The following is a 22,116-nucleotide window of genomic DNA, read 5'->3' as shown; positions in this document are numbered from 1 at the left end:
CTGCTCATCTGTTAACCCCAGTTCCAAGTGTTTCAAACTGAAACCCCTCCCTTGTTTGTCTATTTATATCCTTGCGTTACTTCCCCAAATACTTCAGAAAAAGTAGGATGCGGAAAAATAACTTGTCCGATTTCCCAAGGTGAAGCATCTAAAAATTTAGCTAAACTAGCTGTTGCAATCAACTCTGTAGCTTGTACACCTATCAAATGAACGCCTAGCAAGTCTTGCGTTTTTTTGTCTCCCACTATTTTTATAAATCCGTCTGCATTTCCATATACTAAAGGCTTACCAAGATATCTCAAAGGATATTTGCTTGTTGCAACATCATAACCTTGTTCTTTTGCTGCTTCTTCCGTCAATCCAATACTTGCTATCTCCGGGCGACTATACGTACATCGTGGCACTTGACTAGGATTTACTAAGTCTATTTCCTCTCCCATCATATGATTTACAGCAAGTATTCCTTCACGAGATGCAACATGAGCCAATTGATATCCACCGATAACATCACCAATCGCATAAACATGGGATTCTGCGGTTTGGTAAGAATGGTTCACTTGGATAATCCCGCGTTCTACTTGAATATTGGTATTATCCAAGCCTAAATCCTCTGTATTTGCATCTCTCCCAACAGATACTAACACTTGATTAATGGTGATCGTGTGCTCTGTGTCTGAATCATTTCGTATTATAGAAAGCGTTACTTGCCCATCTTCTATATGTACACTATGCGCCTCGACATGTGCATTTGTCCATATGGTAACATTTCGTTTCTCAAGTATCCGTTTCATCTCCATGCTTATTTCTTCATCTTCCAAAGGCAGGATTCTGTCCGCATATTCCACTAGAACTACTTGCACTCCCATATCACTTAACATAGAAGCCCATTCAACACCAATGGCTCCACCGCCTACGATTAACATCGATGCGGGTAATTCTTGAAGTTCCAAAGCATCGTCAGATGTGAGAATATGGGTATGATCCACTTCTAATCCCCTAAGCATCCTAGGACGAGAGCCTGTTGCCAGTAATACAAATTTAGGGACGAGCATTTCTGCTTCACCTTCTTGTTTTTCTACAGCAATCGCTCCACCTGCAAGTGGGGAAAAGATCGATGGTCCCATTAACCTGCCTGTACCATGATATATGTCAACCTTACGACCACGCAACAAATTATTTACTCTTTGGTACAACCGATCTACCACTTCTGCTTTTCGCTTTTGTACCAATTCCATGTTTAAGCGAACACTCTCTGTTTCTACTCCATACGAGGTGCTTTCTTTTATCACGTGATACATCTCGGCACTTTTCAGCAGCGATTTACTTGGAATACACCCTTTATGCAGACATATTCCTCCTACTTTTTCTTTTTCTACCAATGCTACTTTCCATCCCTTTTGAGCAGCATGTGCTGCTGCTACATAACCACCCGGACCTCCGCCTATCACGACTAAGTCATAATGCTGTGCCATGCACCCACTTCTTTCTGCTATGTAATTATGTAAATTTTGATAATGGCTCTACGTTAGCGCGTTTGAATCACGCATGTAAATAAGATTTGTAATTATGAATCTTATTTTAAGAAATAAAAATTGCACTTGATCAGCCCAATCCTATTTTTAGATTGGGCTAGTTTTTCTCCATACTATCTTCCGTTTTTCTCTAAATTTAAAGCATGTCTGGCCTTTCGATTAAACCGGCTTCGTACATGTTTCATCTTAGCAATTCGCTCTTCTGCGAGGTGATCCGCAGCAAGATGTGTAGTGAGTCCTTCACGCTTTGCAATCGCAAATATATCGAGAACGGTGTCATAAATATTTGCAACTTTTTGCATGACTCGATCCTCATTATAACCAGTCAACTCGTCTGCAACATGAATGACTCCACCTGCATTGATCACATAATCCGGTACATACAGGATGCCTTTTTGTTGTAATAACTCGCCATGTCTGGCTTGATGCAACTGATTATTCGCAGCTCCTGCAACGATTTTACACTTTAAGCGATCAATGGTTTTGTCATTGATGACAGCGCCAAGTGCACAAGGTGCAAAAATATCGCAGTCCACATCATAAATTTCATCAGGCGAAACAGAAGTTGCCCCATATTCGACAACTGCTCTTGCCACTTGTTCTTCATGAATATCGGTTACAACTAGATTGGCTCCTTCTTTAGCTAAGTATCCGAGCAGACGAAAAGCCACATTTCCTACACCTTGTACTGCAATTGTTTTCCCTTCAAGCGAAGAGTTACCAAACGCTTCTTGAGCAGCTGCGCGAATCCCTTGATAGACTCCATAAGCAGTAGCCGGAGAAGGGTTTCCAGCAGAACCGGATGCTGAAGAATAACCAGTAACATAGCTGGTTTCCAAGTGAATCAATTCCATATCGTTTTCCGTTGTACCAACATCTTCAGCCGTTATATACCTTCCATTTAGCCCTTCTACATAGCGGCCAAACATACGAAAAAGAGCCTCACTCTTATCCTTCCGTGAATCTCCGATAATAACAGCTTTGCCTCCGCCTAAGTTTAATCCAGCTACGGCCGCCTTATATGTCATTCCTTTTGCCAATCGTAAAACATCTTCAATCGCATCTTCATCCGATTGGTAATTCCACATTCTAAGCCCGCCTAGTGCAGGCCCTAGCGTAGTATCATGTATACAAATGATTGCCTTTAAACCTGAAACTTCATCTTGGCAAAATACTAACTGTTCATAATTACTCTCTTGTAATCGATTAAACAATTCCATGAGGAGACCCCTTCATTTCTAACGATTTGAATTTGCTGCTTGTACGACTGCTAAGGCAATGGAATAAAGTTTTGCCTCCGCAGAGTCCGCACGCGATGTTAACACCACTGGAGCTCTAGCCCCCAATACCAAAGCGCCGATCTTCGCTTTTGCAAAGTAGACCATCGATTTATAAAGAATGTTGCCAGCTTCAATATCAGGTACCAAAAGGACATCCGCTTTCCCTGCGACTGGACTTTCGATTCCTTTGTGTTCTGCTGATTCCACAGATACTGCATTATCTAAGGCAAAAGGACCATCGATGATCGCTCCTTTTAATTGCTTGCGACGATTCATCTGGGCAAGAGCAGCAGCATCAAGCGTCGCTTGCATATTGGGATTGACGACTTCAACCGCTGCAAGAGCCGCTATTTTTGGTTCCTCACACCCTAATGCATGACACAATTCAATCATGTTTTCCACAATTTGAAACTTCTCAGGCAGTGTAGGTGCTACGTTTAAAGCAGGATCTGTCACATGGATGAGGTGATCATAACCTGGAACTTCAAAGGTAGCCACATGACTTAATACCTTTCCACTTCGTAAACCTTTTTCCTTATGTAAAATTGCCCGAAGGAAGTCAGCAGTCTGTACCATACCTTTCATCACAACATCTGCTTTTCCTTCTCTCACTGCTGACACTGCTGCAATACAAGCAGCTTGTACATTAGTTGTATCGGTAATAAATTCCTCAGCAGTTAGAGTAAGCCCTATTTCCCTACTAATACGTTCGATCTCTTGTTTTTTCCCGTACAATTGAAACTGAGCAATCCCGTGTTTTTTTGCATCTAGGACTGCTTCCAAGACTTCACGGTCATCAGCTGCTGCTACTGCAACTGTGACCGAAGGAAGTGATTCTGCCTTCGCTACTATTGCTTGAAATGTCGTTAACTTACTCAAACGTATTCCTCTTTTCTCTGTCTGGATTGTCTTATTATGGTTCGCGAAAAAGACTTTTTGAATACCTAGATCCTTTTATATCCTAGAGAAAACAAGAGAATGAGTCAAACTACTAACTCCAGATGAGCAAATTTACTAATATTTTGTTCTTTCCCCGCTCGATATACTTGTCTTCCGCGTCTGTTGTAAAATACACAAAGGACGCTACAGCCTAGTATATCTTCGCTGGGATTAATTTGTATCTATTTTTGCTCAAGTAGAGTACCTAGCCGAATTATGTATGGAAAACAGCACACTCCTATCATACCACACAGGTGGATATCGTGCCGGAAATGAAGTAAAATGATCGTGAATATAGGTAGGTGACTCGACAATGCAAAAGGAAGTTTTTCAAAGACTTATTGCCATTATTCTCATGTGTATCCCTGGGGGAATCAGTGTTTATGGCTGGACACTCATGCGTGACATTCTCTTTTCCACAGCAGCAGGTGAATCATTCCCCATTTTCACTTTTGTGCTCGGATTGATTTTGTTTTTACTTGGTCTAGCGATTGTGGGAGGATTTATTTTTTACCGTGATAAAAAGCGAAACAAAATTCAACCTAAACTGCTGAAAAAAACGGATGAATATAAAAAAGAAAAACATGCTTTTCTAGATAAAGTTTAGATCCTTGGCTGCAAAGGGTCTTTTTTTTATGCATGTTTTAGATGCAACTGCATATTTTCCTATTGGGAGGGATTTCGTATGTCGACGTATCAAGAGTGGTATGAAAAATGGTTAAAAGAACCTATTCTCGAAACGATCCGTTTTCATCAGCAATGGTTATTACAAGACCCTTTTGATTTAGAGACAAGTAGTCATAAGTCATTGAAAAAAAGACTAAAAAAATTGGAAGCAGAAGTGAAGACTTCCTCACCCGATCCAAATAGCTATTATCAATATTTGAAAAAGTTAGTAGATATCGAAAAGGAATATGCTACTTTTCAAGAAGAAAACACCTACGAACCTTATTTGGAAACAGCATACCTCAGTAGTGAAGAAACAACTGAAACACATACATATGACCCTGTCCCTATTGGAGGGCATACATTACCCCCCTTACCTTATGCTTACAACGCTTTAGAACCTTACATCGATGAACAGACCATGTATATACACCATGATGAACACCATAAAAAATATGTAGATGATTTAAATAAAGCGGAAAAAATGCTAGAAAAAGCGCGAATCACCAATCAATATGACCTCGTAAAACATTGGGAGAGGGAACTTGCTTTCAACGGTGCTGGACACTATTTGCATACGATCTTTTGGGAAGTAATGAGTCCAAACGGCAGCGGAGAACCGAGCGGTTCCTTAAAAAGGGAAATCAGCCGCGATTTTGGCAGCTTTCACCAATTTAAAAAACATTTCTCCCAAGCTGCGGAAAAAGTGGAAGGAGGCGGGTGGGCAATTCTCGTCTACAGTCCAAGGTCACATCGCTTGGAGATATTACAAGCAGAGAAACACCAAAACCTCTCCCAATGGGATGTCATCCCGCTTTTACCTCTAGATGTTTGGGAACATGCCTATTATTTGAAATACCCCAATAAACGAAAAGAATATATTAAAAACTGGTGGCATGTCGTCAACTGGCCAGCAGTGCAGGAACGGTATCGCAAAGCAAAAAAATTGGCTTGGACACCATATTAAGGGAAATAGAAAAGCATTTTCCTATATAATAAAGATAAACAATGAGGAACAGAACACACTTTTATACACATCCCACCATATACCACCATTCACCCTACTATTGGCTATTTTTTTATAGAGGGGATGAGGGATGATGAGCAAGAAAAGAAAAACAAGAGATAAAGAAAATCAACGAAAAGCCAAAGCACGCTACACCAATCGAGCAAATATCTTCTACAAAGAAGAGGTAGCACCACTAGAAAAAGCATACAGACGTGCATTATTAGGGGAACAATACCGAGAAGCTGGAGAATTTTTCAAGAAGATTCGGGAAGCAAAGAAGCGGCATCGAACAATATTGATGCGGAAAGAGTTTGTGCGGATAAAATGAAAGACAACGCGTGCGGCCGGGTCCCTCTGTGATGGAGTGAACCCGGCCGTTTCACGGGATATTTCTATCCCTATTTTTTTGTTTTTTAGTTGTTTTATCTCTGTTTAGTTGTTTCCCCGCTTACGCGGCGAGTTCGACGTTCAGGTCGACGGCACCCTCGGGTCGCGGAGGCAGAAGGATCTCCATGGGGATCCTCTCCTTGGGACCGAAGGCCAGACCTGCTCCGACGAGACCTCCCTGAGTCGCATACACGATCTCCTGAAGATGCTTGTACTTCTTGATCCCGGCGAAGTGCTCACCGATCTCACCATCGAATGCGGCGACTCCCGTCATCGAGATGATGCCGCGCATGGACGACAGCTTCTCGCAGGTTTCGGGGATCAGCTCGTTCATGCCGAAGCACTTCATGTATGCCCTGCCGAACGGGTTGTTGCAGTAGAGCATATCCTGTGTCAGGTAGAAAAGCACCCGCTTGGCCACCTCTTCGCGAGCCAAGATCCGCTGGTACTTTTCCATCCCCTCCTCGGGCTCCAGATCGGGGTTGTAGCCCTTCTGACGGTCGAAGCCGAGCTTGCTCGGGGTTTCGAGAATCTGGGTGAACTCCTTGGACTCCTTGGGAATCCTCCGCTTCAGCTTCTTCAGCTGATGCGCCAGCCACCTTTCCGATACCTCCCGAGTCACGAAGTGCTGAATGCGCTTCTTCAGTGCCTCGTGCTTCTTGCGGACGAGCTTGGCGACTGCAGCAGCGATGGCCGCCACCCAGTCATCCAAGTGCATGAAGCAGTCCTTCGCCTTGTCGATCAGGTCGAGGAGCTTGAACTCACCCTTGTGGGTGTCCATGTACCCGAAGTCCCGTCGCGCGTCCTCACCAAAGAAGGTGAGAACGAAGTAGCAACCGCTCTCGTCGATGGTTGCGGTGCCACAGTCCGACTGGATCGCCAGCACGATGGACCCGTACTTCGGCATCAGATGGCTGTAGATCTCCTTCTGACGACCGATGAAGTCGAGCATCATGTCTCGGTCGATGTGCGCCATGCCTTCGAAGAGGCTGGTGACGACCTGCAGCGCCTCCTCGTAGTCACCTCGGTTCTCCTTGCCTTCGCTGGCCGAGTAACCGTAGCGCTTCTTGTTGAGGTAGATCGACAGGTCGATGATGTCGTGTCCGCTGAGCTTCTCGTCAACGAGCGTGAGCCCATCGAGGACACCCTGCCACGACTCGATGCAGAGTTCCCGCTTGTCGGGCTCAACTGCGCCAGGAATACCCATGTTTTTCCTTTCTCTCGGGTACCTGTCTTGCTTAATCTGATTATAGTTCCATTCATTATGATAAAGCAAATTTATTTTCCCGCTATTAACAAAAATTTAAAAAAACCTTTCAAAATTGAAAGGGGATACATTTCCTAATATTTCGATTTTACTTTTCGAATTTTATGCCATTTTGTGTTCAATCCTTAATTTATCGGCGACCATCGCGATGAATTCGCTATTGGTAGGTTTTGCTTTGGTAACATTATCGTATAACCAAATAAATTTTTAATGGAATTCATATTTCGCCACTCCAAGCAGCTTCGATCGCATGGCGGATTGCTTGAGAAAACTATATCCAACATTTATTGGAATAGCTCCTAATATTTAATTATTATTTGCATTTTCAAAATTGATCGAAGGACATAATAGAGACAATAAAAAAACCCTCAAAGGGGCTACATAGCTGACGCAAAGAAAGCATCTTGTAATTTGATTAATGTTTCCTTGTCTCTATAAGAAACCTTATGCATTTTCGTATCAATTCTTACCTTTAAAGATTTCTGTTGTGAATCCTCAAAAAAATATGTATTCCATAGCCAGAATGCATTTTCAACAATATCATCAATACTCGATGAACAAGAAATACTGGCATAGTGAAGACCTACTTTTTTCTTTTTAAGGCTTGTATCCCTCTGTGCTTGTCCATAAAAACGTACTGCTTTTGGTGGATATCCAAGAGCATTCCCTAATATCTCATGAAACTCAGGAGAACGAACTAGAACACCCTTCATCTTATCTTCAAATTCCATTTTTAAATCATCATTTTGAAAAAACAAATAGTACTGAACATCATCCATTAATTCTATTCCCTTATCAATATAAGGATACGATTTCATAAGCTCTGGTAAGTGTTTTGTAAACTCTTCATCTAATTCGGTATTGTAGTAGCTCGGTTTGTATCCTTTTAAAAAGAACTCTAGGTCTTTCAAAGCAGCACCATCCTTCATTATGGAATTTAATAAAGCTAAAATTATCCAAAATAAAATACACCACCTTTTACCGGATATTCCAGAAAGGTTGGTGTATAGTTGAACCGCTTTCATATATTGATTGGAAACAATAGAATATTTGTTGCTATACTTGCGCCAATATTCTAATAATGTTTCTTGCCAAAAATCACGTTATTACTCAGCTATGCCATTTTGTGTTCAATCCTTAATTTGTCGGCTACCATCGCGATGAATTCGCTATTGGTAGGTTTTGCTTTGGTAACATTTATCGTATAACCAAATAAATTTTTAATGGAATCCATATTTCCGCGACTCCAAGCAACTTCAATAGCATGACGGATTGCTCTCTCCACACGGCTAGGGGTAGTATTGAATTTTTTGGCAATTCGAGGGTACAACGTTTTTGTAATCGCTCCGAGCAAATCGACTTCATTATACACCATGGTGATTGCTTCTCTTAAATACAAATAGCCTTTGATGTGAGCTGGAACTCCGATCTCATGAATGACAGTGGTGATATTTGCATCTAAGTTGCCAAGGCGCGATGGTACAGGAATCGCAGCACGTACCCGGGGAGTTGTTGAGACAGATTGTCCAATCATTTGGCGAATTCGCTCCGTCAACACATCCATATCAAATGGCTTCAAAATGTAGTAAGATGCTCCTAATTCCACGGCACGCTGGGTAATATTTTCTTGGCCAAAAGCAGTTAACATGACAATTTTTGGTGCCGGTGACAAATTCATTTGTTGGAGTTGTTCCAATACCCCTAATCCGTCCAAATGAGGCATGATAATATCTAATACGAGTACATCTGGAACTTGCTCCTTTATCAGTTCCAGCACCTCTCCACCATTATGAGCTGCCCCTAATACTTCCATATCTTCTTGACTGTTAAAATGATCTTTTAATAATTGCGTAAACTCCCGATTATCATCCGCAATAATCAATTTAATCAAATCACTCTCCCCCTTCTCTTATCAAAACTGTTGTTTAACATTTTCGACAAATGAATTCTTCTTTCCTTCTTCCTATAATTACCATAAAAAGCTATCATTTCAAAAAATGGAATACCTACAGAAAAAAGCGGCACCTGTTAAGGTATCCGCAATGGTTTGTATTCCCGCATCCTTGAGCATCCATTCGATGAAAGTACCATATCCAGCAGAAGGATCATTAACAAAAACATGAGTCACCGCACCTATTATTTTACCATTTTGTATAATCGGACTTCCACTCATCCCTTGAACTATCCCCCCAGTTAGTTTCAAGAGTCGTGGATCTGTCACTTTTAGAATAAGACCTTTTGTAGAAGCAGAGCGCTGTTTATTCACACTCACGATCTGAATTTTAAAAGATTCTACTTTTTGTCCATTTACCACTGTTAATATGTTTGCTGGACCTTCTTTTACTTCTTCTTGTAATCCAACAGCTATCGGCTTATTATATAACCCTTTATTTGGTAATTCGCGCATCTCCCCAAATATTCCAAAGGGAGTATTCCGGACAATATTACCAAGTATTTGATCTTCATCTGTAAAGATCGCACGCTTTTCACCTGGTTCGCCTGATTCACCCTTCTGAATGGAAGTAACATGAGAACGAAGTACTTTTCCTTGTCCTACTATGATCGGTTGTCCTGTATCCACATCCGATATCACATGACCAAGCGCCCCATATTTGTGCGCAATTGGATCTAAAAAGGTTAATGTCCCGACACCAGCTGCTGTATCGCGTACATACATCCCCATTCGATAGGTCTGTTCTTTTTGATCCATAAGTGGTTTTAAACTAACTTGATGCTGTTTGTTTTCTCTCGATACAATAAAATGTAAGGACTTATTTGCCTTTCCTGCTTCCATAGCAAGCAGACCAAGTGTCTTTACACTTGTAACTGCTTGACCATTGACACGTAAAATGGTATCTCCTACTTGAATCCCAGCTCTTTCAGCAGGAGAAACATTGCCAGCAGATGTTTGAACCAAATTATGTCCTACTACCATGATCCCTTTGGATTTCAATTTAATCCCTATGGATTGACCGCCTGGAATTACTTTCACAGGAGGAACTATCTGGACAGTTGCGCGTTTGACGGGTATTTTTCCAATGTTTAGGGTAGCATAATGAATACCTTCTTCATCGGTACTATATTGGATCGGTAAATGAGCAGGTTTTATTAAAAGTTTTCCATTTACCATCCGAATTTTACTTGGAAATGCCATGAAATCTTGCCAAGTCGGCGACAAACTGACAACGGTTAGGAGAAGGACAAAAATAAGGCCTAGACATCGCTTCAACCATTTTTGCTGCACATTACCACTCTCCTGCGAGTTCTACCTATTCCTTCGCACTTGAGAGGCTTGTGAATAATTTACCCGCAATGCTGTTGCCTTATAAGTAACAAATGCTTCCTAGCCCCTAAACAGTTCGGAACATTTTTGTTACTGTCTTGTTTTGACCTTATTCGCTAAAAATAACATTTCGGCAGCATGTTGCTTTGTTCTAGCTGTAACTTCAGCCCCACCGAGCATTCTAGATAATTCCATGATTCTCCCTGCTTTATCTAGCTTTACAACCCCAGAACTCGTCTTTTGTTCACTGATCTGTTTGGATACATAAAAATGGACATCCGCCATACATGCTACTTGCGGCAAATGGGTAACACATAATACTTGATTTTCGGAAGCAAGTAAGGCTATTTTTTCTGCAATCGCCTGAGCTGCCCGGCCACTCACCCCTGTATCTACTTCGTCAAAGATTAGAGTCTGTACTTGATCACGCCCACTAAATATACATTTTAATGCCAGCATGATCCGAGATAACTCCCCACCTGAGGCAATTTTGGTTAAGGACCTGAGGGGTTCTCCAGGACCTGGAGAAAGTTGAAACTCAACTTGATCCATCCCAGTAGCAGTAATTGCTGCTTTCTGGAAAGGATCAGGAAAAAAGGAGACATGAAAAACACTAGAACCCATCATCAAATCAGCTAGTTGCGCTTCAACTTGTACTTCCAGTTCGGAAGCTGCTTGTTTTCTTAACTGCGTCAACTCTGCTGCTTTTTGCAATAGTTCATTTTTCAACTGTTTTTGTTTCACATATAGATGTTCTTTATTTTCTTCTACATTCAAAAGCCGCTCTAATTCTTCTTCTGCACGCTCCAGATAGCTCAAAATATCAGAAGTGGTCTCTCCATATTTTCGTTGCAATTGCCGGATTGTATGAATTCGATCTTGTACTTCATATAACCGCTCCGGTGAAAAATCTAAACTATCTTGATAACTGCTTAAATCCCGGGCAGCTTCCTCTAATTGGAAAGTAGCTGCTTCTATATTTTCTAAAATGCTTTGGATTGTGGAATCTAATCCTGCCACTTCTTGCAAATAGGATACCGCACGACGCAGCTGAGTGATTCCACCGCCTTCAGCCGATAAAATCTGATAGGCTCCTGATACCCGGGAAATTAGTTTTTCCCCGCCGGCTAACCGCTTTTCTTCTTCTTGTAATGCTTCTTCTTCCCCAGCCACCAATCTGGCATCTTTTATTTCAGATACCTGAAACTGAAGCATATCCACTCTCCGTTCCATTTCTTGCTGATCGAGATCGAGCTGTGCGATTTGTTTTGTTATCTCTTGATATTGACGATATACATTTTGGTATTCTTTACGTTTATCTAAGATTTTAGATCCACCAAACTGATCCAGCCAGACAAGATGCTCTTCTACTTGTAGCAATCCCGTATGCTCATGTTGACCATGTATATGTATGAGGTGATTCCCTAATTGTTTTAACATGGCTAAAGTGATCATACGTCCATTTACTCGACAAGTGCTCTTCCCACTTATTGCAATCTCTCTGCGAATGATGAGGTACTCCTCTTCTGCCTCAATATCCCATTCTTTTAACAATGTGATAGCAGGGTGATCTGCTGGGAAGTCAAAACTAGCCTCAATAATTGCTTTTGAAGAACCATGACGAACAAAATCACTAGAAGCTCTGCCTCCGATGACCAGTCCTAGAGCATCTATTAAAATGGATTTCCCTGCCCCAGTTTCCCCCGTCAAGACGTGGAAACCTTGATCAAAAGTCAGGTTTATATTTTCTACGATGGCAAATTGATGGATGGACAGTTCTTTTAGCATAAACTCATCTTCCCCTACAACATGTCTAAGAACCGTTGAACTATTTCTTCCGCTATTGGTTTGGATCGGCAAATGATCAATATCGTATCATCTCCAGCAATCGTCCCCAATATTTCATCCCAGTCTAGATTATCCAATAAGGCTGCTATGGCATGTGCATTACCTGGCAATGTATTCATGACGACAAGATTTTCCGCAAAATCTATCCCAACGAAAGATTCTTGTAATAAACGCTTTAATTTTTGCAATGGGTTAAAGCGACGATCGGCAGGCAAAGAATATTTGTAAGCCCCATTGCTAAGTGGAACTTTTACGAGATGCAATTCTTTGATATCACGGGAAATTGTCGCTTGTGTGACATTATAGCCAGCTTTTTTTAACTCTGCTACTAGATCATCCTGCGTTTCAATATCTTTGCTTGTAATAATTTCCCGAATACGAATATGACGTTGTGCTTTCATGAAATTCGCTCCTACTGCTCTTGCAATTTTTTGCGGATTACTTCAAAAAAAGTACGCTCTTTCCATTTGATCAAATGTGTGGAACAAGGTGATTTCCCAATTCGAACAATATCTCCACGTTCTAACGTAAATCCTTCTTGACCATCTATTGTAACACCAATTTCGTTATGATTGGCTGCAACCTCGATTTCTAAAATACTATTTGCTGGAAGCACCATAGGACGTGAAGTTAATGTATGTGGGCAGATTGGTGTAAGTAAAATACACTCCAAACCCGGCCAAACAATAGGACCTCCGCAGGAAAGGGAGTAAGCAGTGGAACCTGTTGGGGTAGAAATGATAACCCCATCCCCAGAGTAAGTACTGACAAAGGTTCCGTCCATTTTTACGGTACACGTAATCATCCGGCTAAAAGAACCTTTTGCTATTCCGATATCATTTAAGGAAATTCCTCTTTTGACTACTTCATCTTGGCGAATCACTTCTGCTTCTAGCATGAGTCTTTTTTCGACACAATACTCTCCCGCTAATATTCGATCAACGGATGCAGAGAGGTCTTCTGGTTCTGCTTCGGATAAAAAACCGAGGTATCCCAAATTAATACCTAATATAGGAATGCGGGAACCAGCTAATTTTCTTGCCACTCCAAGTAGTGTACCATCTCCACCGAGCACAAAGGCACAGTCTACATGGATCGGAAAGTCATCCAACGGAATTCCTTTATTTTCTTGACCAAGTACTTTTGCCAAATCTGTATCAAGACATACCGTAGCACCTTTGTATTCAATCAGATCTGTCAGCTTTTTTGCAACCGTCAGTGCGGTAGGTTTTGTTTGATTAGCCATGATGCCTATTGTTTTCATCTGTCCACCCCAAGGTTACGCTTATCATTTTTGTATTATCCACATAAAAATCATACCAATTAAAAAAGTAATCACATAACCCATTGGAAATTTTTTTTGTGATTCCAATAACGCCGGATGAGAAAACTGTACAAGCGACACTTTATTTTTTGCTTTATCGATATATACAATTCCTGCTGGTCGATAGAGCAAAAAAAATGGGAAAAGATGATCACGGATGGCTGCTCCTGTCTTACGCAGTGGTTTTCTCTCTTTTGCTACAAGCACCACATATAATAAATCTTCTTTCATCGCCAAAAAATCGATAAACATTCTACTCTCATAGGGCTCTTTATCCAATTCGATAGAGATAGGGATTTTTTTCTTTCCCTCAATGGGTTCATAACCATATTCTCGAAGTAAATCTGCTACTTCTCCTTTTATCTGTTTAGGTTCTTTTTGTGCTTTGTTCAATAGTATGTCTTTGGCAAATTGAAAAGAAACCCATTTTCTTAGAATCAAAAACAAAATTAATAGAATGATAAGTACTAAAACAATGGAATCACCTGATTGTGACACGCTCCCTCCCTCTCTCCATAAGAAAACTATTCTTCCAACATGGGGGTTCGATGAGCTTCTTGTAAAACCAGCTCGATCTGATCCTCTATAGAAAAAGAACGTTCATCCGTCCCTTTTATCAGATACGCTAAAAATTCAATATTTCCTTTTCCTCCTCTTATCGGCGAGGAAGAAAGACCTGCGATTCCATACCCTTCCTGAAAGAACATTTCCATCATTCTTTTCAATACATCATGATGAACAGCTGCATCACTCACTATTCCTTTTTTCTCTACTTGATCTTTTTGCGCTTCAAATTGCGGTTTAATCAAAGCTACTACTTCACTTCCATCAGGTAATAAACGCTTTAAAGTTGGCATGATATTCGATAAGGAGATAAAAGAAACATCAATAGTTGCAAAATTCGGAATTGGTCCTTCTAAGTCTTCGGCTTGTACATGGCGAAAATTCGTACGTTCCATCACTTTTACTCGTTCATCTGTACGAAGTTTCCAAGCAAGCTGACCATAGCCAACATCGATTGCATATACATAGGAAGCTCCGTTTTGCAGGGAACAATCCGTAAAGCCGCCAGTAGATGCACCTATATCTAATACCACTTTATCATTCATATCAATAGAAAAAACGTGAAGAGCCTTTTCCAGTTTTAAGCCTCCACGGCTTACATAAGGATGGGTTTCTCCTTTTATTTGAATCGAACTATCCACTGGATACTTCGTACCCACTTTGGTCGAAGGCTCGTTGTCTACAAAAACAAGCCCAGCCATAATGGCCCGCTGGGCTTGTTCCCGACTGGGATAATATCCTTTCTGTACAAGGAGAATGTCTAATCTTTCCTTAGCCATTCGATTACCTCAGATCTTTTGAATATCAGGGACACAACTTTTTCTTGCAACCTCGCAAATTCCCTCAGCTGTCAAACCAACTTCGGCTCGTTGTTCATTGACACTACCATGTTCTACATAGTAATCGGGTACACCGAGGATAGACACTCGTTGATTTTTGTTTTGTTCCGCAAAAAACTCCAATACAGCACTGCCAAAACCACCAATTTTGGTTCCCTCTTCGACTGTAATGATAGGTAATCCCTCTTGATGGATAGAAAGCAACAGTTCTTCATCTAAAGGCTTTGCAAAACGTGCATTGACTACTTTCGCTTGAATTCCTTCTTGGGCCAATTGCTCTGCTGCTTGTACTGCCAAAGAAACCATGTTTCCGAAGGCAAGAATTGCCACATGATTCCCTTCTCGAATCATTTCCGATTTTCCGATCGGGATTAATTGAAAATCCTCATCCATGGGGACTCCTTCGCCTTCACTTTTGGAATATCTCACCGCAATCGGGCCTGATTCGTATTGAGTTGCTGTATAAAGCATATGCTGCAATTCATTTTCATCTTTTGGCATCATAATGACTAGTCCAGGTTGAGAGCGCATAAAGCTGATGTCATATACACCTTGGTGTGTCTCGCCATCTTCCCCTACAAATCCAGCTCGATCAATTGCGAAAACAACATTTAAATGTTGGCGGCAAACATCGTGAATCAATTGATCATAAGCACGCTGTAAAAAAGTCGAATAAATGGATAACACAGGCTTCAGCCCTTGTGTTGCTAACCCAGCTGCAAATGTTGTGGCATGCTGCTCTGCAATTCCTACGTCAAAACAACGATCTGGATAGGTTTGCTGAAACTTGTCCAATTTGGAACCTGTGATCATAGCTGGTGTGATAGCGACGATCTTTTGATTTTTTGCAGCAAGTTTGACCATCGTCTCTCCAAATACAGCTGGATAAGCTGGAGCATTCGCCTTTTTCTTTTGAAAAGCACCAGACTCAATTTTATAAGTCCCTACGCCGTGGAAGTTGACTGAATCATCTTCTGCTGGTTTATATCCTTGACCTTTTTTCGTTATAACATGCACAAGTACTGGTCCCTTTGTATGTTCGGCTTGACGCAAACACTCCATTAGTTCATCCATATGGTGTCCATCAACTGGGCCTAAATAAGTAAAACCAAGTGTTTCAAACAGCACACCAGAAACCAATAAAAATTTAATGCTGTCTTTTACTCGTTCCAGTGTTTTCGCCACTGGCCCCCCGATAGTAGGGATCTTTTTCAGGACTTGTTCTACTTCTGCTTTCATTTTATTGTAATGACGATGCGTACGCAGTCTTCCCAAGTAGTTATGTAGTGCACCTACATTAGGACTAATAGACATTTCATTATCATTTAAAATGACAATTAAATCTTTTTGTTCTTGACCGATATGGTTAAGTGCTTCTAAAGCCATACCACCAGTTAACGCACCATCCCCAATTATCGCCACTACTTTGTTACTTTCCCCTTTGATATCTCGAGCAGCAGCCATTCCCATCGCTCCAGATAAAGAAGTACTACTGTGCCCTGTTTCCCAAACATCATGCTCACTTTCACTCATCTTAGGAAATCCGCAAAGACCTTTGTACTGCCGAAGACTAGAGAATTTGTCTCCTCGGCCAGTTAATAACTTGTGTACATAGGCTTGATGACCTACGTCCCATAAAAACTTATCTTCTGGACTGTTAAATAAATAGTGCAGAGCAATGGTTAATTCTACTACACCAAGGTTTGATGCTAAATGTCCACCTGTACTGGACAGACTGTTAATGAGAAACTGCCTTATCTCTTCCGCCAGCTGGGGAAGTTGATCCTCCGATAATTTCTTTAAGTCTGTAGGTGTTTGGATCTGCTCGAGGAGCAAGAAAGACCGCCTCGCTTTCAAAGTTGTATATTCGTTCAGAAAAATGCCGGTCTATTTGAAGACCGGTAACGAAGAACGTTTCTATGTATCTTTGGTCACAAAAAGGTGTTCAAATTACTAGATTTTGAAATACATTATAGCATAGGTGAACCTTACCTGTCCCGCAAGAGTAAATAATCTGCTAGTTCCAATAACCGAGTCGGATCTAAGTCTTCTCTATTTAGGATCGATTCACGCGCTATGTGTATACAATCTTGTAATCTTTTTCTCGATTCATCCAATCCAAGTAAGGAAGGATATGTAGCCTTCTTATTATGTTCATCACTGCCAACAGGTTTTCCGATGATTTCTTGGTCTCCAACCACGTCCAATATATCGTCTTGGATTTGGAATGCCAATCCCAACTGATAGGAAAAAGTCATCAATGCTTCTAATGTTTCTTGATTTGCTCCAGCAATCAATGCTCCAACCCGTATAGAATAAGTAATTAAATCACCTGTTTTCCGACGATGTATTTCTTCCAATTCATCTAATGTAATGGATTTAGATTCACTTTCCATATCCTGTACCTGACCATTGATCATGCCCTGTGTCCCTGCATACCGCACTGCTTCTTGAATCAAATCGAGTGAAACCGCGGCAGGTAAATGAGCTTCTCTTGCTCCTTTTGCAATCAATCCAAAAGCTTCGGTCAATAAACCATCTCCTGCTAGAATAGCCATTGCTTCCCCAAATACTTTATGATTCGTCAACTTTCCCCGACGGTAATCATCATCATCCATTGCTGGTAAATCATCATGAATTAAAGAATAAGTATGAATCATTTCAATTGCACAGCCAAAAGGCAAAGCCATTTTTATGCTTCCACCTAGTGCTTCTGCTGTAGCAATGGTAAGAACAGGACGAACCCGCTTTCCACCTGCGAGTAAGGAATAACGCATTGCTTTTTGTAGCGTAGCAGGAATACTTGTCCATTCCTTACTAATGACATCCAGCTCTTGATGCACTATTTCTGCCATGTTTTTTATGTATGTTTTTGCCTCTGTCATGATCATAATCTTCCTTCCTCACCGCATCATTCAAAAAACATCTTCACTTACTCATTTTATGTGTTTTCTTCTCGAATAGGCTGAAATGGCCTTTTCGTCCATTCACCGTTCTCTTCTACCAATATTTCCACTTGCTGCTCTGCCCAATCCAATTTCTTGCGACACATGCCTGCTAACTTTGTACCTTCTCCATATAGCTTAATCGCCTCTTCCAAAGGGATATCACCATGTTCCAATCGGGCTACAACTTCTTCCAATCGCTCCATTGCTTGTTCAAAAGTTAAATCGCTCACGTTTCTTCCTCCTTCTTCCATACTTGACACTTTAATTTCCCTTCTGCGAGTTGTACATCTATTAAATCGCCAGGGTTCACTTGTTCAGCAGAGGTAACTAACTTATTTCCAGATAAACGATATACTAATGAATATCCCCGTTTCATTACAGCAAGAGGGCTTACAGATTCTAAGCGTGTAACCAGTCTTTCAAACTGCTTTTCTTTTTGTTCCAGTGATTGCTGGAACAGAAAGTCTTTCTCCCTGGATATTCGTTCCAACTTAGCCTTAGCATTTGTAACTTGTGTTCGAGGCTGGCGAGACTCCAGTTGGTGAATAAATCGTTCTAATCTTCGTTCCTCTCTCGAATAATTTGCTGCTAATCCTTGGTTCAAACGCTTTGTCAAGTATTGAAATTTCTCTTGGTGAGGGATCAATCTACGATTGGGATGCTGGAAAATCGGTCGTTCTATTAATCGATTAACCTCAGTACGACGAGAATCTAGCAGTTTTTTAGGTAGCAGAGCTAATCTCGAAGCAAGAGAGGAAAATCTCATCTTTAAGTCTTCCTGATTTGGTACAGCTAACTCTGCTGCTGCAGTTGGAGTAGCAGCCCGTACATCTGCTGCAAAATCACTGAGTGTCGTATCTGTTTCATGACCAACGGCAGAAATAATCGGGATGGTGGAATTAGCAATACTCCTTACGACCATTTCCTCATTGAAAGCCCATAATTCCTCTATCGAGCCTCCACCACGCCCAACAATCAGCACATCCACTTCAACCCGTCGATTCATTTCTTCAATAGCTTGAGAAATTTCCCAAGCTGCCACATCGCCCTGAACTTGTACAGGATAGAGTAAAACATTTGCTTGTGGATATCGGCGTTGCAAAGTAGTGATTATATCTCTGACAGCCGCTCCGTATGGAGATGTAATTAAGCCAATCCGCTTTGGATGAGAAGGCAGAGGAAGTTTTTCACGCTGAAAAACCCCTTCTTTCTCCAGCTGTTCTTTGAGAGATTGAAACCGAGTAAATAAATCTCCTTGACCACTGTTTCGCATTTCCAAGGCCCGAATCTGCACTTGTCCATCACGATCATATACATCGAGCTGTCCACGAATCGTAACTCTATCTCCATTTTTCGGTTTAAATAACAAATATCTTGCAAACCGGGCAAAAAAGACAACTCGCATTCTTGCTGATTCATCTTTTAAAGTAAAGTACATGTGCCCACTTGCATGATGAGTAAAGTTAGAAATTTCACCTTCAACCCGAAGGGACTGCGACTTTGGATCTTTTGTAACAAGTGAGGTAAGATGGGCTACTAACTGACGTACCGTCCATACCTCTTTGGCCATTATCGTGCATGCCTTTTTGCAGATTCAATCGTGTTCGCCATTAACATGGTAATCGTCATAGGGCCCACTCCACCTGGAACTGGTGTAATCGCAGATGCAATTTCACTTACTTCATCAAACTTTACATCCCCAACTAATCCTTTTTCTGTACGATTTACCCCCACGTCAATAACAACTGCACCAGGTTTTACATGATCACGTGTGATCATTTCTGCACGTCCCACTGCAGCGATCAAAATATCTGCTTGTTTTGTAATAGCTGCTAAATCGCTTGTTTTGGAGTGACAAATGGTCACTGTTGCATCTTTTTGCAATAACAGCAAGGCAACAGGTTTTCCTACAATATTACTTCTGCCTACTACGACAGCATGTTTTCCCTGAATTGGCACATCAGATCTTTGAAGTAACTCGATGATTCCCTGTGGTGTACAAGACAAAAAGGTTTCTAATCCTATCACCATCCGGCCAACACTTTCTGGGTGGAAACCATCCACATCTTTTTCCGCAGCGATAGCTTCAATGATGCGCTGCTCTGAAATTTGTTTTGGCAACGGAAGTTGTACCAATATCCCATGAACGGTAGTATCTTTGTTCAACTCATCTACTTTATCCAATAGTTCTTGTTCACTGATTGTATCTTCTAAACGAATCAAGACAGACTCCATGCCAATCTCTTCGGCAGCACGGATTTTCCCTTTTACATAAGATTCAGATGCAGGGTGATTTCCTACTAAAACGACTACTAATTTAGGAAAAATCTGATTTCTCCTCAACTCACTTACTTCTGCTTTTAACTCTTGACGAATATCTGCTGCTATTTGTTTTCCGCTAATAATTTTTGCTGGCATTCTCGTTCCACCTCTTTATATAATAATTCCATATGAGCAAATCCACTAACCTTTCATGTTAAACGCTCGATATGCATGTCTTCACAGGGAATTTTGTATCTATTTTTGTTTAAGTAGAATAATATCTATAGTTTACCATTTGTTTGGAAAACGTGTAACTATTTAGCTAGGAGGAGTAGAAGATGAACCGGATATTTGCTGACCTTCATATCCACCTAGGAAGAACTGAAAGCAATTTACCTGTAAAAATAACTGCTGCCCGTAATATGACATTTCACCATGTCGTACAAGAGGCCAGTGGAAATAAAGGTTTATCTATGATTGGTATCATTGATGCACATTCTCCACCTGTTCAAGAAGAGATCCAAGCTGGCATTACCCAAGGTATTTATCAAGAACATCCAAATGGCGGGATAATATATCAAAATACTGTCTGTTTGTTAGGGGTCGAAGTAGAATGCAGGGAACCAAATACTGGACCTTTTCACATGTTGGCTTATTTTCCGACTCTAGAGGCAATCAAACAGTTTACAGCATGGCTGCAACTGCATATGAAAAACGTCCAACTTAGCACCCAGCGGCTCTATCAACCTGTATTGGCTTTTATGAAGAAAGTAAAAAGCTTGCAAGGTTTAGTAGTACCTGCACATATTTTTACTCCATTTAAAAGTCTATATGGAAGTGCGACAACTTCAATCCGAAACCTATTGGATATATCCTTACTAGACGCAGTTGAATTAGGACTGAGTGCAGATACCTATATGGCAGATCAGATCAGTGAGTTAGCAACACTGCCCTTTTTAACAAATTCTGATGCTCATTCCTTACCAAAAATCGGAAGAGAGTACAATGAATTTTTGGTAGAAGAACCTAGTTTCCAAGAGTTTACGCATGTGCTCAAACAAAAGAGAGACAGAAAAATTGTTGCCAATTATGGACTAAATCCACGACTAGGAAAATATTATCAAACTTTTTGCTTGGTCTGTGAACTTCAAAAAGAGAAAGCGAAACAGACTTGTCCCGCCTGCGGCAGCATCAAAGAAGTAACAGGAGTAAAAGATCGTATTGCCATGATAAAAGATCAACCTTCTACATCTCCCAACAACCGTCCATCCTATATTCACCAAATACCTTTAGATTTTATCCCGAAAGTTGGAAACAAGACTATTTCCAAGCTTATATCGCATTTTGGGTCAGAAATGAATATTTTGCATCATGCTCCGATTGAGGAAATTGCTAAGGTAACAAATGAAACATTAGCAAATTATATCGATCGAGCCCGTAAAAATAACTTAATAGTAGAAAAAGGGGGAGGCGGAACATATGGAAAAGTTATTTCTTCACCTGTAACTCGGCGATTATCTTGCCAAGAATACCATTAACAAAACGCCCAGCTTCTTCTCCACTAAAAGCTTTTGCCAAATCAACTGCTTCATTGACAACGACTTTGGATGGGATATCCTTTTGATAGAGCAGCTCATAAACTGCCAAGCGGAGAACTGCTCGGTCAACGATAGAAAGACGATCGAGTGACCATCCGCTTTTTACATATCGACGGATGTAAGGGTCGATCTCTTCCAAATGTGTTGCTAATCCATTTCGCACGATCTCATAGTAACTTTTATCTTCAGCCGAAAGCTTTGCTTCATTTGGTGCAAAGATATCCCCTTGATCTTCGGGGTGTACTAATTGTTGGTATTGACGTTGAATAACAAGCTCACGAACTAACCGACGACTCATAGGTCTTTCACCTCCAAAAAAATCCCGAGCCAAAAGGCTCGGTATCTTTATGACAATCTTTTATAGTACAAA

22 protein-coding genes and 1 pseudogene are annotated in these 22,116 nt (G+C 41.0%); 4 read left to right on the top strand and 19 right to left on the bottom strand.

Annotated features, from left to right (window positions below; translation table 11 throughout):
- Positions 1-59 precede the first annotated feature (59 nt).
- The 3 genes from lpdA to yqiS form a co-directional block, all read right to left on the bottom strand.
- Complete coding sequence (lpdA, locus tag MK805_RS04475; RefSeq protein WP_240874049.1) at positions 60-1,472, bottom strand: dihydrolipoyl dehydrogenase; 1,413 nt, start codon at positions 1,470-1,472, stop codon at positions 60-62.
- Between the two features lie 173 nt (positions 1,473-1,645).
- Positions 1,646-2,752, bottom strand: coding sequence for a Glu/Leu/Phe/Val family dehydrogenase (locus MK805_RS04470; protein ID WP_240874048.1), 1,107 nt, complete (start codon positions 2,750-2,752; stop codon positions 1,646-1,648).
- Between the two features lie 18 nt (positions 2,753-2,770).
- Positions 2,771-3,718, bottom strand: coding sequence for a phosphate butyryltransferase (gene yqiS, locus MK805_RS04465; RefSeq protein ID WP_338057480.1), 948 nt, complete (start codon positions 3,716-3,718; stop codon positions 2,771-2,773).
- A 346-nt stretch (positions 3,719-4,064) separates the two neighbouring features.
- Here yqiS and MK805_RS04460 point away from each other — a divergent pair, with 346 nt between their 5' ends.
- From MK805_RS04460 to MK805_RS04450, 3 genes are all read left to right on the top strand, one after another.
- Positions 4,065-4,358: a DUF2627 family protein gene (locus tag MK805_RS04460; protein WP_240874047.1), complete on the top strand. Its 294-nt coding sequence runs from the start codon at positions 4,065-4,067 to the stop codon at positions 4,356-4,358.
- Positions 4,359-4,436: 78 nt separating this feature from the next.
- Positions 4,437-5,384: a superoxide dismutase gene (locus MK805_RS04455; protein WP_240874046.1), complete on the top strand. Its 948-nt coding sequence runs from the start codon at positions 4,437-4,439 to the stop codon at positions 5,382-5,384.
- A gap of 130 nt (positions 5,385-5,514) precedes the next feature.
- Entirely contained in the window at positions 5,515-5,754 is a 240-nt protein-coding gene (locus MK805_RS04450) for a hypothetical protein (RefSeq protein WP_240874045.1), read from the top strand.
- A gap of 120 nt (positions 5,755-5,874) precedes the next feature.
- Here MK805_RS04450 and MK805_RS04445 read toward each other — a convergent pair whose 3' ends face one another.
- The 15 genes and pseudogenes from MK805_RS04445 to folD form a co-directional block, all read right to left on the bottom strand.
- A complete protein-coding gene (locus MK805_RS04445; RefSeq protein WP_240874044.1) occupies positions 5,875-7,020 on the bottom strand; it encodes a hypothetical protein in 1,146 nt (381 codons plus the stop codon).
- A 162-nt stretch (positions 7,021-7,182) separates the two neighbouring features.
- Positions 7,183-7,345: pseudogene (locus tag MK805_RS04440) on the bottom strand (sporulation initiation factor Spo0A C-terminal domain-containing protein); the annotation flags it as partial.
- A gap of 112 nt (positions 7,346-7,457) precedes the next feature.
- Positions 7,458-7,991: a hypothetical protein gene (locus MK805_RS04435; RefSeq protein ID WP_240874043.1), complete on the bottom strand. Its 534-nt coding sequence runs from the start codon at positions 7,989-7,991 to the stop codon at positions 7,458-7,460.
- Positions 7,992-8,194: 203 nt separating this feature from the next.
- Positions 8,195-8,971, bottom strand: a complete 777-nt coding sequence (gene spo0A, locus MK805_RS04430) for a sporulation transcription factor Spo0A (RefSeq protein WP_240874042.1) — start codon at positions 8,969-8,971, stop codon at positions 8,195-8,197.
- Between the two features lie 99 nt (positions 8,972-9,070).
- Positions 9,071-10,324, bottom strand: coding sequence for a SpoIVB peptidase (gene spoIVB / locus MK805_RS04425; protein WP_240874041.1), 1,254 nt, complete (start codon positions 10,322-10,324; stop codon positions 9,071-9,073).
- 129 nt (positions 10,325-10,453) lie between these two features.
- Positions 10,454-12,151: a DNA repair protein RecN gene (recN, locus tag MK805_RS04420; protein WP_240874040.1), complete on the bottom strand. Its 1,698-nt coding sequence runs from the start codon at positions 12,149-12,151 to the stop codon at positions 10,454-10,456.
- A 14-nt stretch (positions 12,152-12,165) separates the two neighbouring features.
- Positions 12,166-12,612: a transcriptional regulator AhrC/ArgR gene (ahrC, locus tag MK805_RS04415; RefSeq protein WP_240874039.1), complete on the bottom strand. Its 447-nt coding sequence runs from the start codon at positions 12,610-12,612 to the stop codon at positions 12,166-12,168.
- Positions 12,613-12,623: 11 nt separating this feature from the next.
- Complete coding sequence (locus MK805_RS04410; protein ID WP_240874038.1) at positions 12,624-13,475, bottom strand: NAD(+)/NADH kinase; 852 nt, start codon at positions 13,473-13,475, stop codon at positions 12,624-12,626.
- Between the two features lie 24 nt (positions 13,476-13,499).
- Positions 13,500-14,033, bottom strand: a complete 534-nt coding sequence (locus MK805_RS04405) for a hypothetical protein (RefSeq protein WP_240874037.1) — start codon at positions 14,031-14,033, stop codon at positions 13,500-13,502.
- Between the two features lie 26 nt (positions 14,034-14,059).
- Complete coding sequence (locus MK805_RS04400) at positions 14,060-14,878, bottom strand: TlyA family RNA methyltransferase (RefSeq protein ID WP_240874036.1); 819 nt, start codon at positions 14,876-14,878, stop codon at positions 14,060-14,062.
- 9 nt (positions 14,879-14,887) lie between these two features.
- The gene (gene dxs, locus MK805_RS04395) at positions 14,888-16,774 is read right to left on the bottom strand and encodes a 1-deoxy-D-xylulose-5-phosphate synthase (protein ID WP_240874035.1); all 1,887 of its coding nucleotides are present in this window, start codon (positions 16,772-16,774) and stop codon (positions 14,888-14,890) included.
- A gap of 152 nt (positions 16,775-16,926) precedes the next feature.
- Entirely contained in the window at positions 16,927-17,829 is a 903-nt protein-coding gene (locus MK805_RS04390; RefSeq protein ID WP_240874034.1) for a polyprenyl synthetase family protein, read from the bottom strand.
- A gap of 50 nt (positions 17,830-17,879) precedes the next feature.
- The gene (gene xseB / locus MK805_RS04385; RefSeq protein WP_420833040.1) at positions 17,880-18,116 is read right to left on the bottom strand and encodes an exodeoxyribonuclease VII small subunit; all 237 of its coding nucleotides are present in this window, start codon (positions 18,114-18,116) and stop codon (positions 17,880-17,882) included.
- Entirely contained in the window at positions 18,113-19,456 is a 1,344-nt protein-coding gene (xseA, locus tag MK805_RS04380; protein WP_240874032.1) for an exodeoxyribonuclease VII large subunit, read from the bottom strand. Before xseA ends, xseB begins: the two co-directional genes overlap by 4 nt.
- Positions 19,456-20,304, bottom strand: coding sequence for a bifunctional methylenetetrahydrofolate dehydrogenase/methenyltetrahydrofolate cyclohydrolase FolD (gene folD, locus MK805_RS04375; RefSeq protein WP_240874031.1), 849 nt, complete (start codon positions 20,302-20,304; stop codon positions 19,456-19,458). Before folD ends, xseA begins: the two co-directional genes overlap by 1 nt.
- Before the next feature lie 182 nt (positions 20,305-20,486).
- On the opposite strand from folD, the gene MK805_RS04370 reads away from it, so the two are divergent.
- A complete protein-coding gene (locus MK805_RS04370) occupies positions 20,487-21,686 on the top strand; it encodes an endonuclease Q family protein (RefSeq protein ID WP_240874028.1) in 1,200 nt (399 codons plus the stop codon).
- On the opposite strand, the gene nusB is transcribed toward MK805_RS04370, so the two are convergent.
- Positions 21,637-22,044: a transcription antitermination factor NusB gene (nusB, locus tag MK805_RS04365; RefSeq protein ID WP_240874027.1), complete on the bottom strand. Its 408-nt coding sequence runs from the start codon at positions 22,042-22,044 to the stop codon at positions 21,637-21,639. The two genes, MK805_RS04370 and nusB, sit on opposite strands and share 50 nt — an antisense overlap.
- Positions 22,045-22,116 lie beyond the last annotated feature (72 nt).

Origin of the sequence: Shimazuella soli, assembly GCF_022511585.1 — a bacterium.
GTDB classification, from domain to species: Bacteria; Bacillota; Bacilli; order Thermoactinomycetales; family Thermoactinomycetaceae; genus Shimazuella; species Shimazuella soli.
This window is presented reverse-complemented; position numbering and strand designations above follow the sequence as displayed.

Coding starts and splice junctions, on each gene's coding strand:
- xseA (WP_240874032.1), bottom strand. CDS start 19,456: ATGGCCAAAGAGGTATGGACGGTACGTCAGTTAGTAGCCCATCTTACC.
- MK805_RS04450 (WP_240874045.1), top strand. CDS start 5,515: ATGATGAGCAAGAAAAGAAAAACAAGAGATAAAGAAAATCAACGAAAA.
- MK805_RS04470 (WP_240874048.1), bottom strand. CDS start 2,752: ATGGAATTGTTTAATCGATTACAAGAGAGTAATTATGAACAGTTAGTA.
- MK805_RS04455 (WP_240874046.1), top strand. CDS start 4,437: ATGTCGACGTATCAAGAGTGGTATGAAAAATGGTTAAAAGAACCTATT.
- recN (WP_240874040.1), bottom strand. CDS start 12,151: ATGCTAAAAGAACTGTCCATCCATCAATTTGCCATCGTAGAAAATATA.
- ahrC (WP_240874039.1), bottom strand. CDS start 12,612: ATGAAAGCACAACGTCATATTCGTATTCGGGAAATTATTACAAGCAAA.
- MK805_RS04445 (WP_240874044.1), bottom strand. CDS start 7,020: ATGGGTATTCCTGGCGCAGTTGAGCCCGACAAGCGGGAACTCTGCATC.
- MK805_RS04390 (WP_240874034.1), bottom strand. CDS start 17,829: ATGATCATGACAGAGGCAAAAACATACATAAAAAACATGGCAGAAATA.
- MK805_RS04370 (WP_240874028.1), top strand. CDS start 20,487: ATGAACCGGATATTTGCTGACCTTCATATCCACCTAGGAAGAACTGAA.
- nusB (WP_240874027.1), bottom strand. CDS start 22,044: ATGAGTCGTCGGTTAGTTCGTGAGCTTGTTATTCAACGTCAATACCAA.
- MK805_RS04410 (WP_240874038.1), bottom strand. CDS start 13,475: ATGAAAACAATAGGCATCATGGCTAATCAAACAAAACCTACCGCACTG.
- folD (WP_240874031.1), bottom strand. CDS start 20,304: ATGCCAGCAAAAATTATTAGCGGAAAACAAATAGCAGCAGATATTCGT.
- lpdA (WP_240874049.1), bottom strand. CDS start 1,472: ATGGCACAGCATTATGACTTAGTCGTGATAGGCGGAGGTCCGGGTGGT.
- MK805_RS04460 (WP_240874047.1), top strand. CDS start 4,065: ATGCAAAAGGAAGTTTTTCAAAGACTTATTGCCATTATTCTCATGTGT.
- MK805_RS04400 (WP_240874036.1), bottom strand. CDS start 14,878: ATGGCTAAGGAAAGATTAGACATTCTCCTTGTACAGAAAGGATATTAT.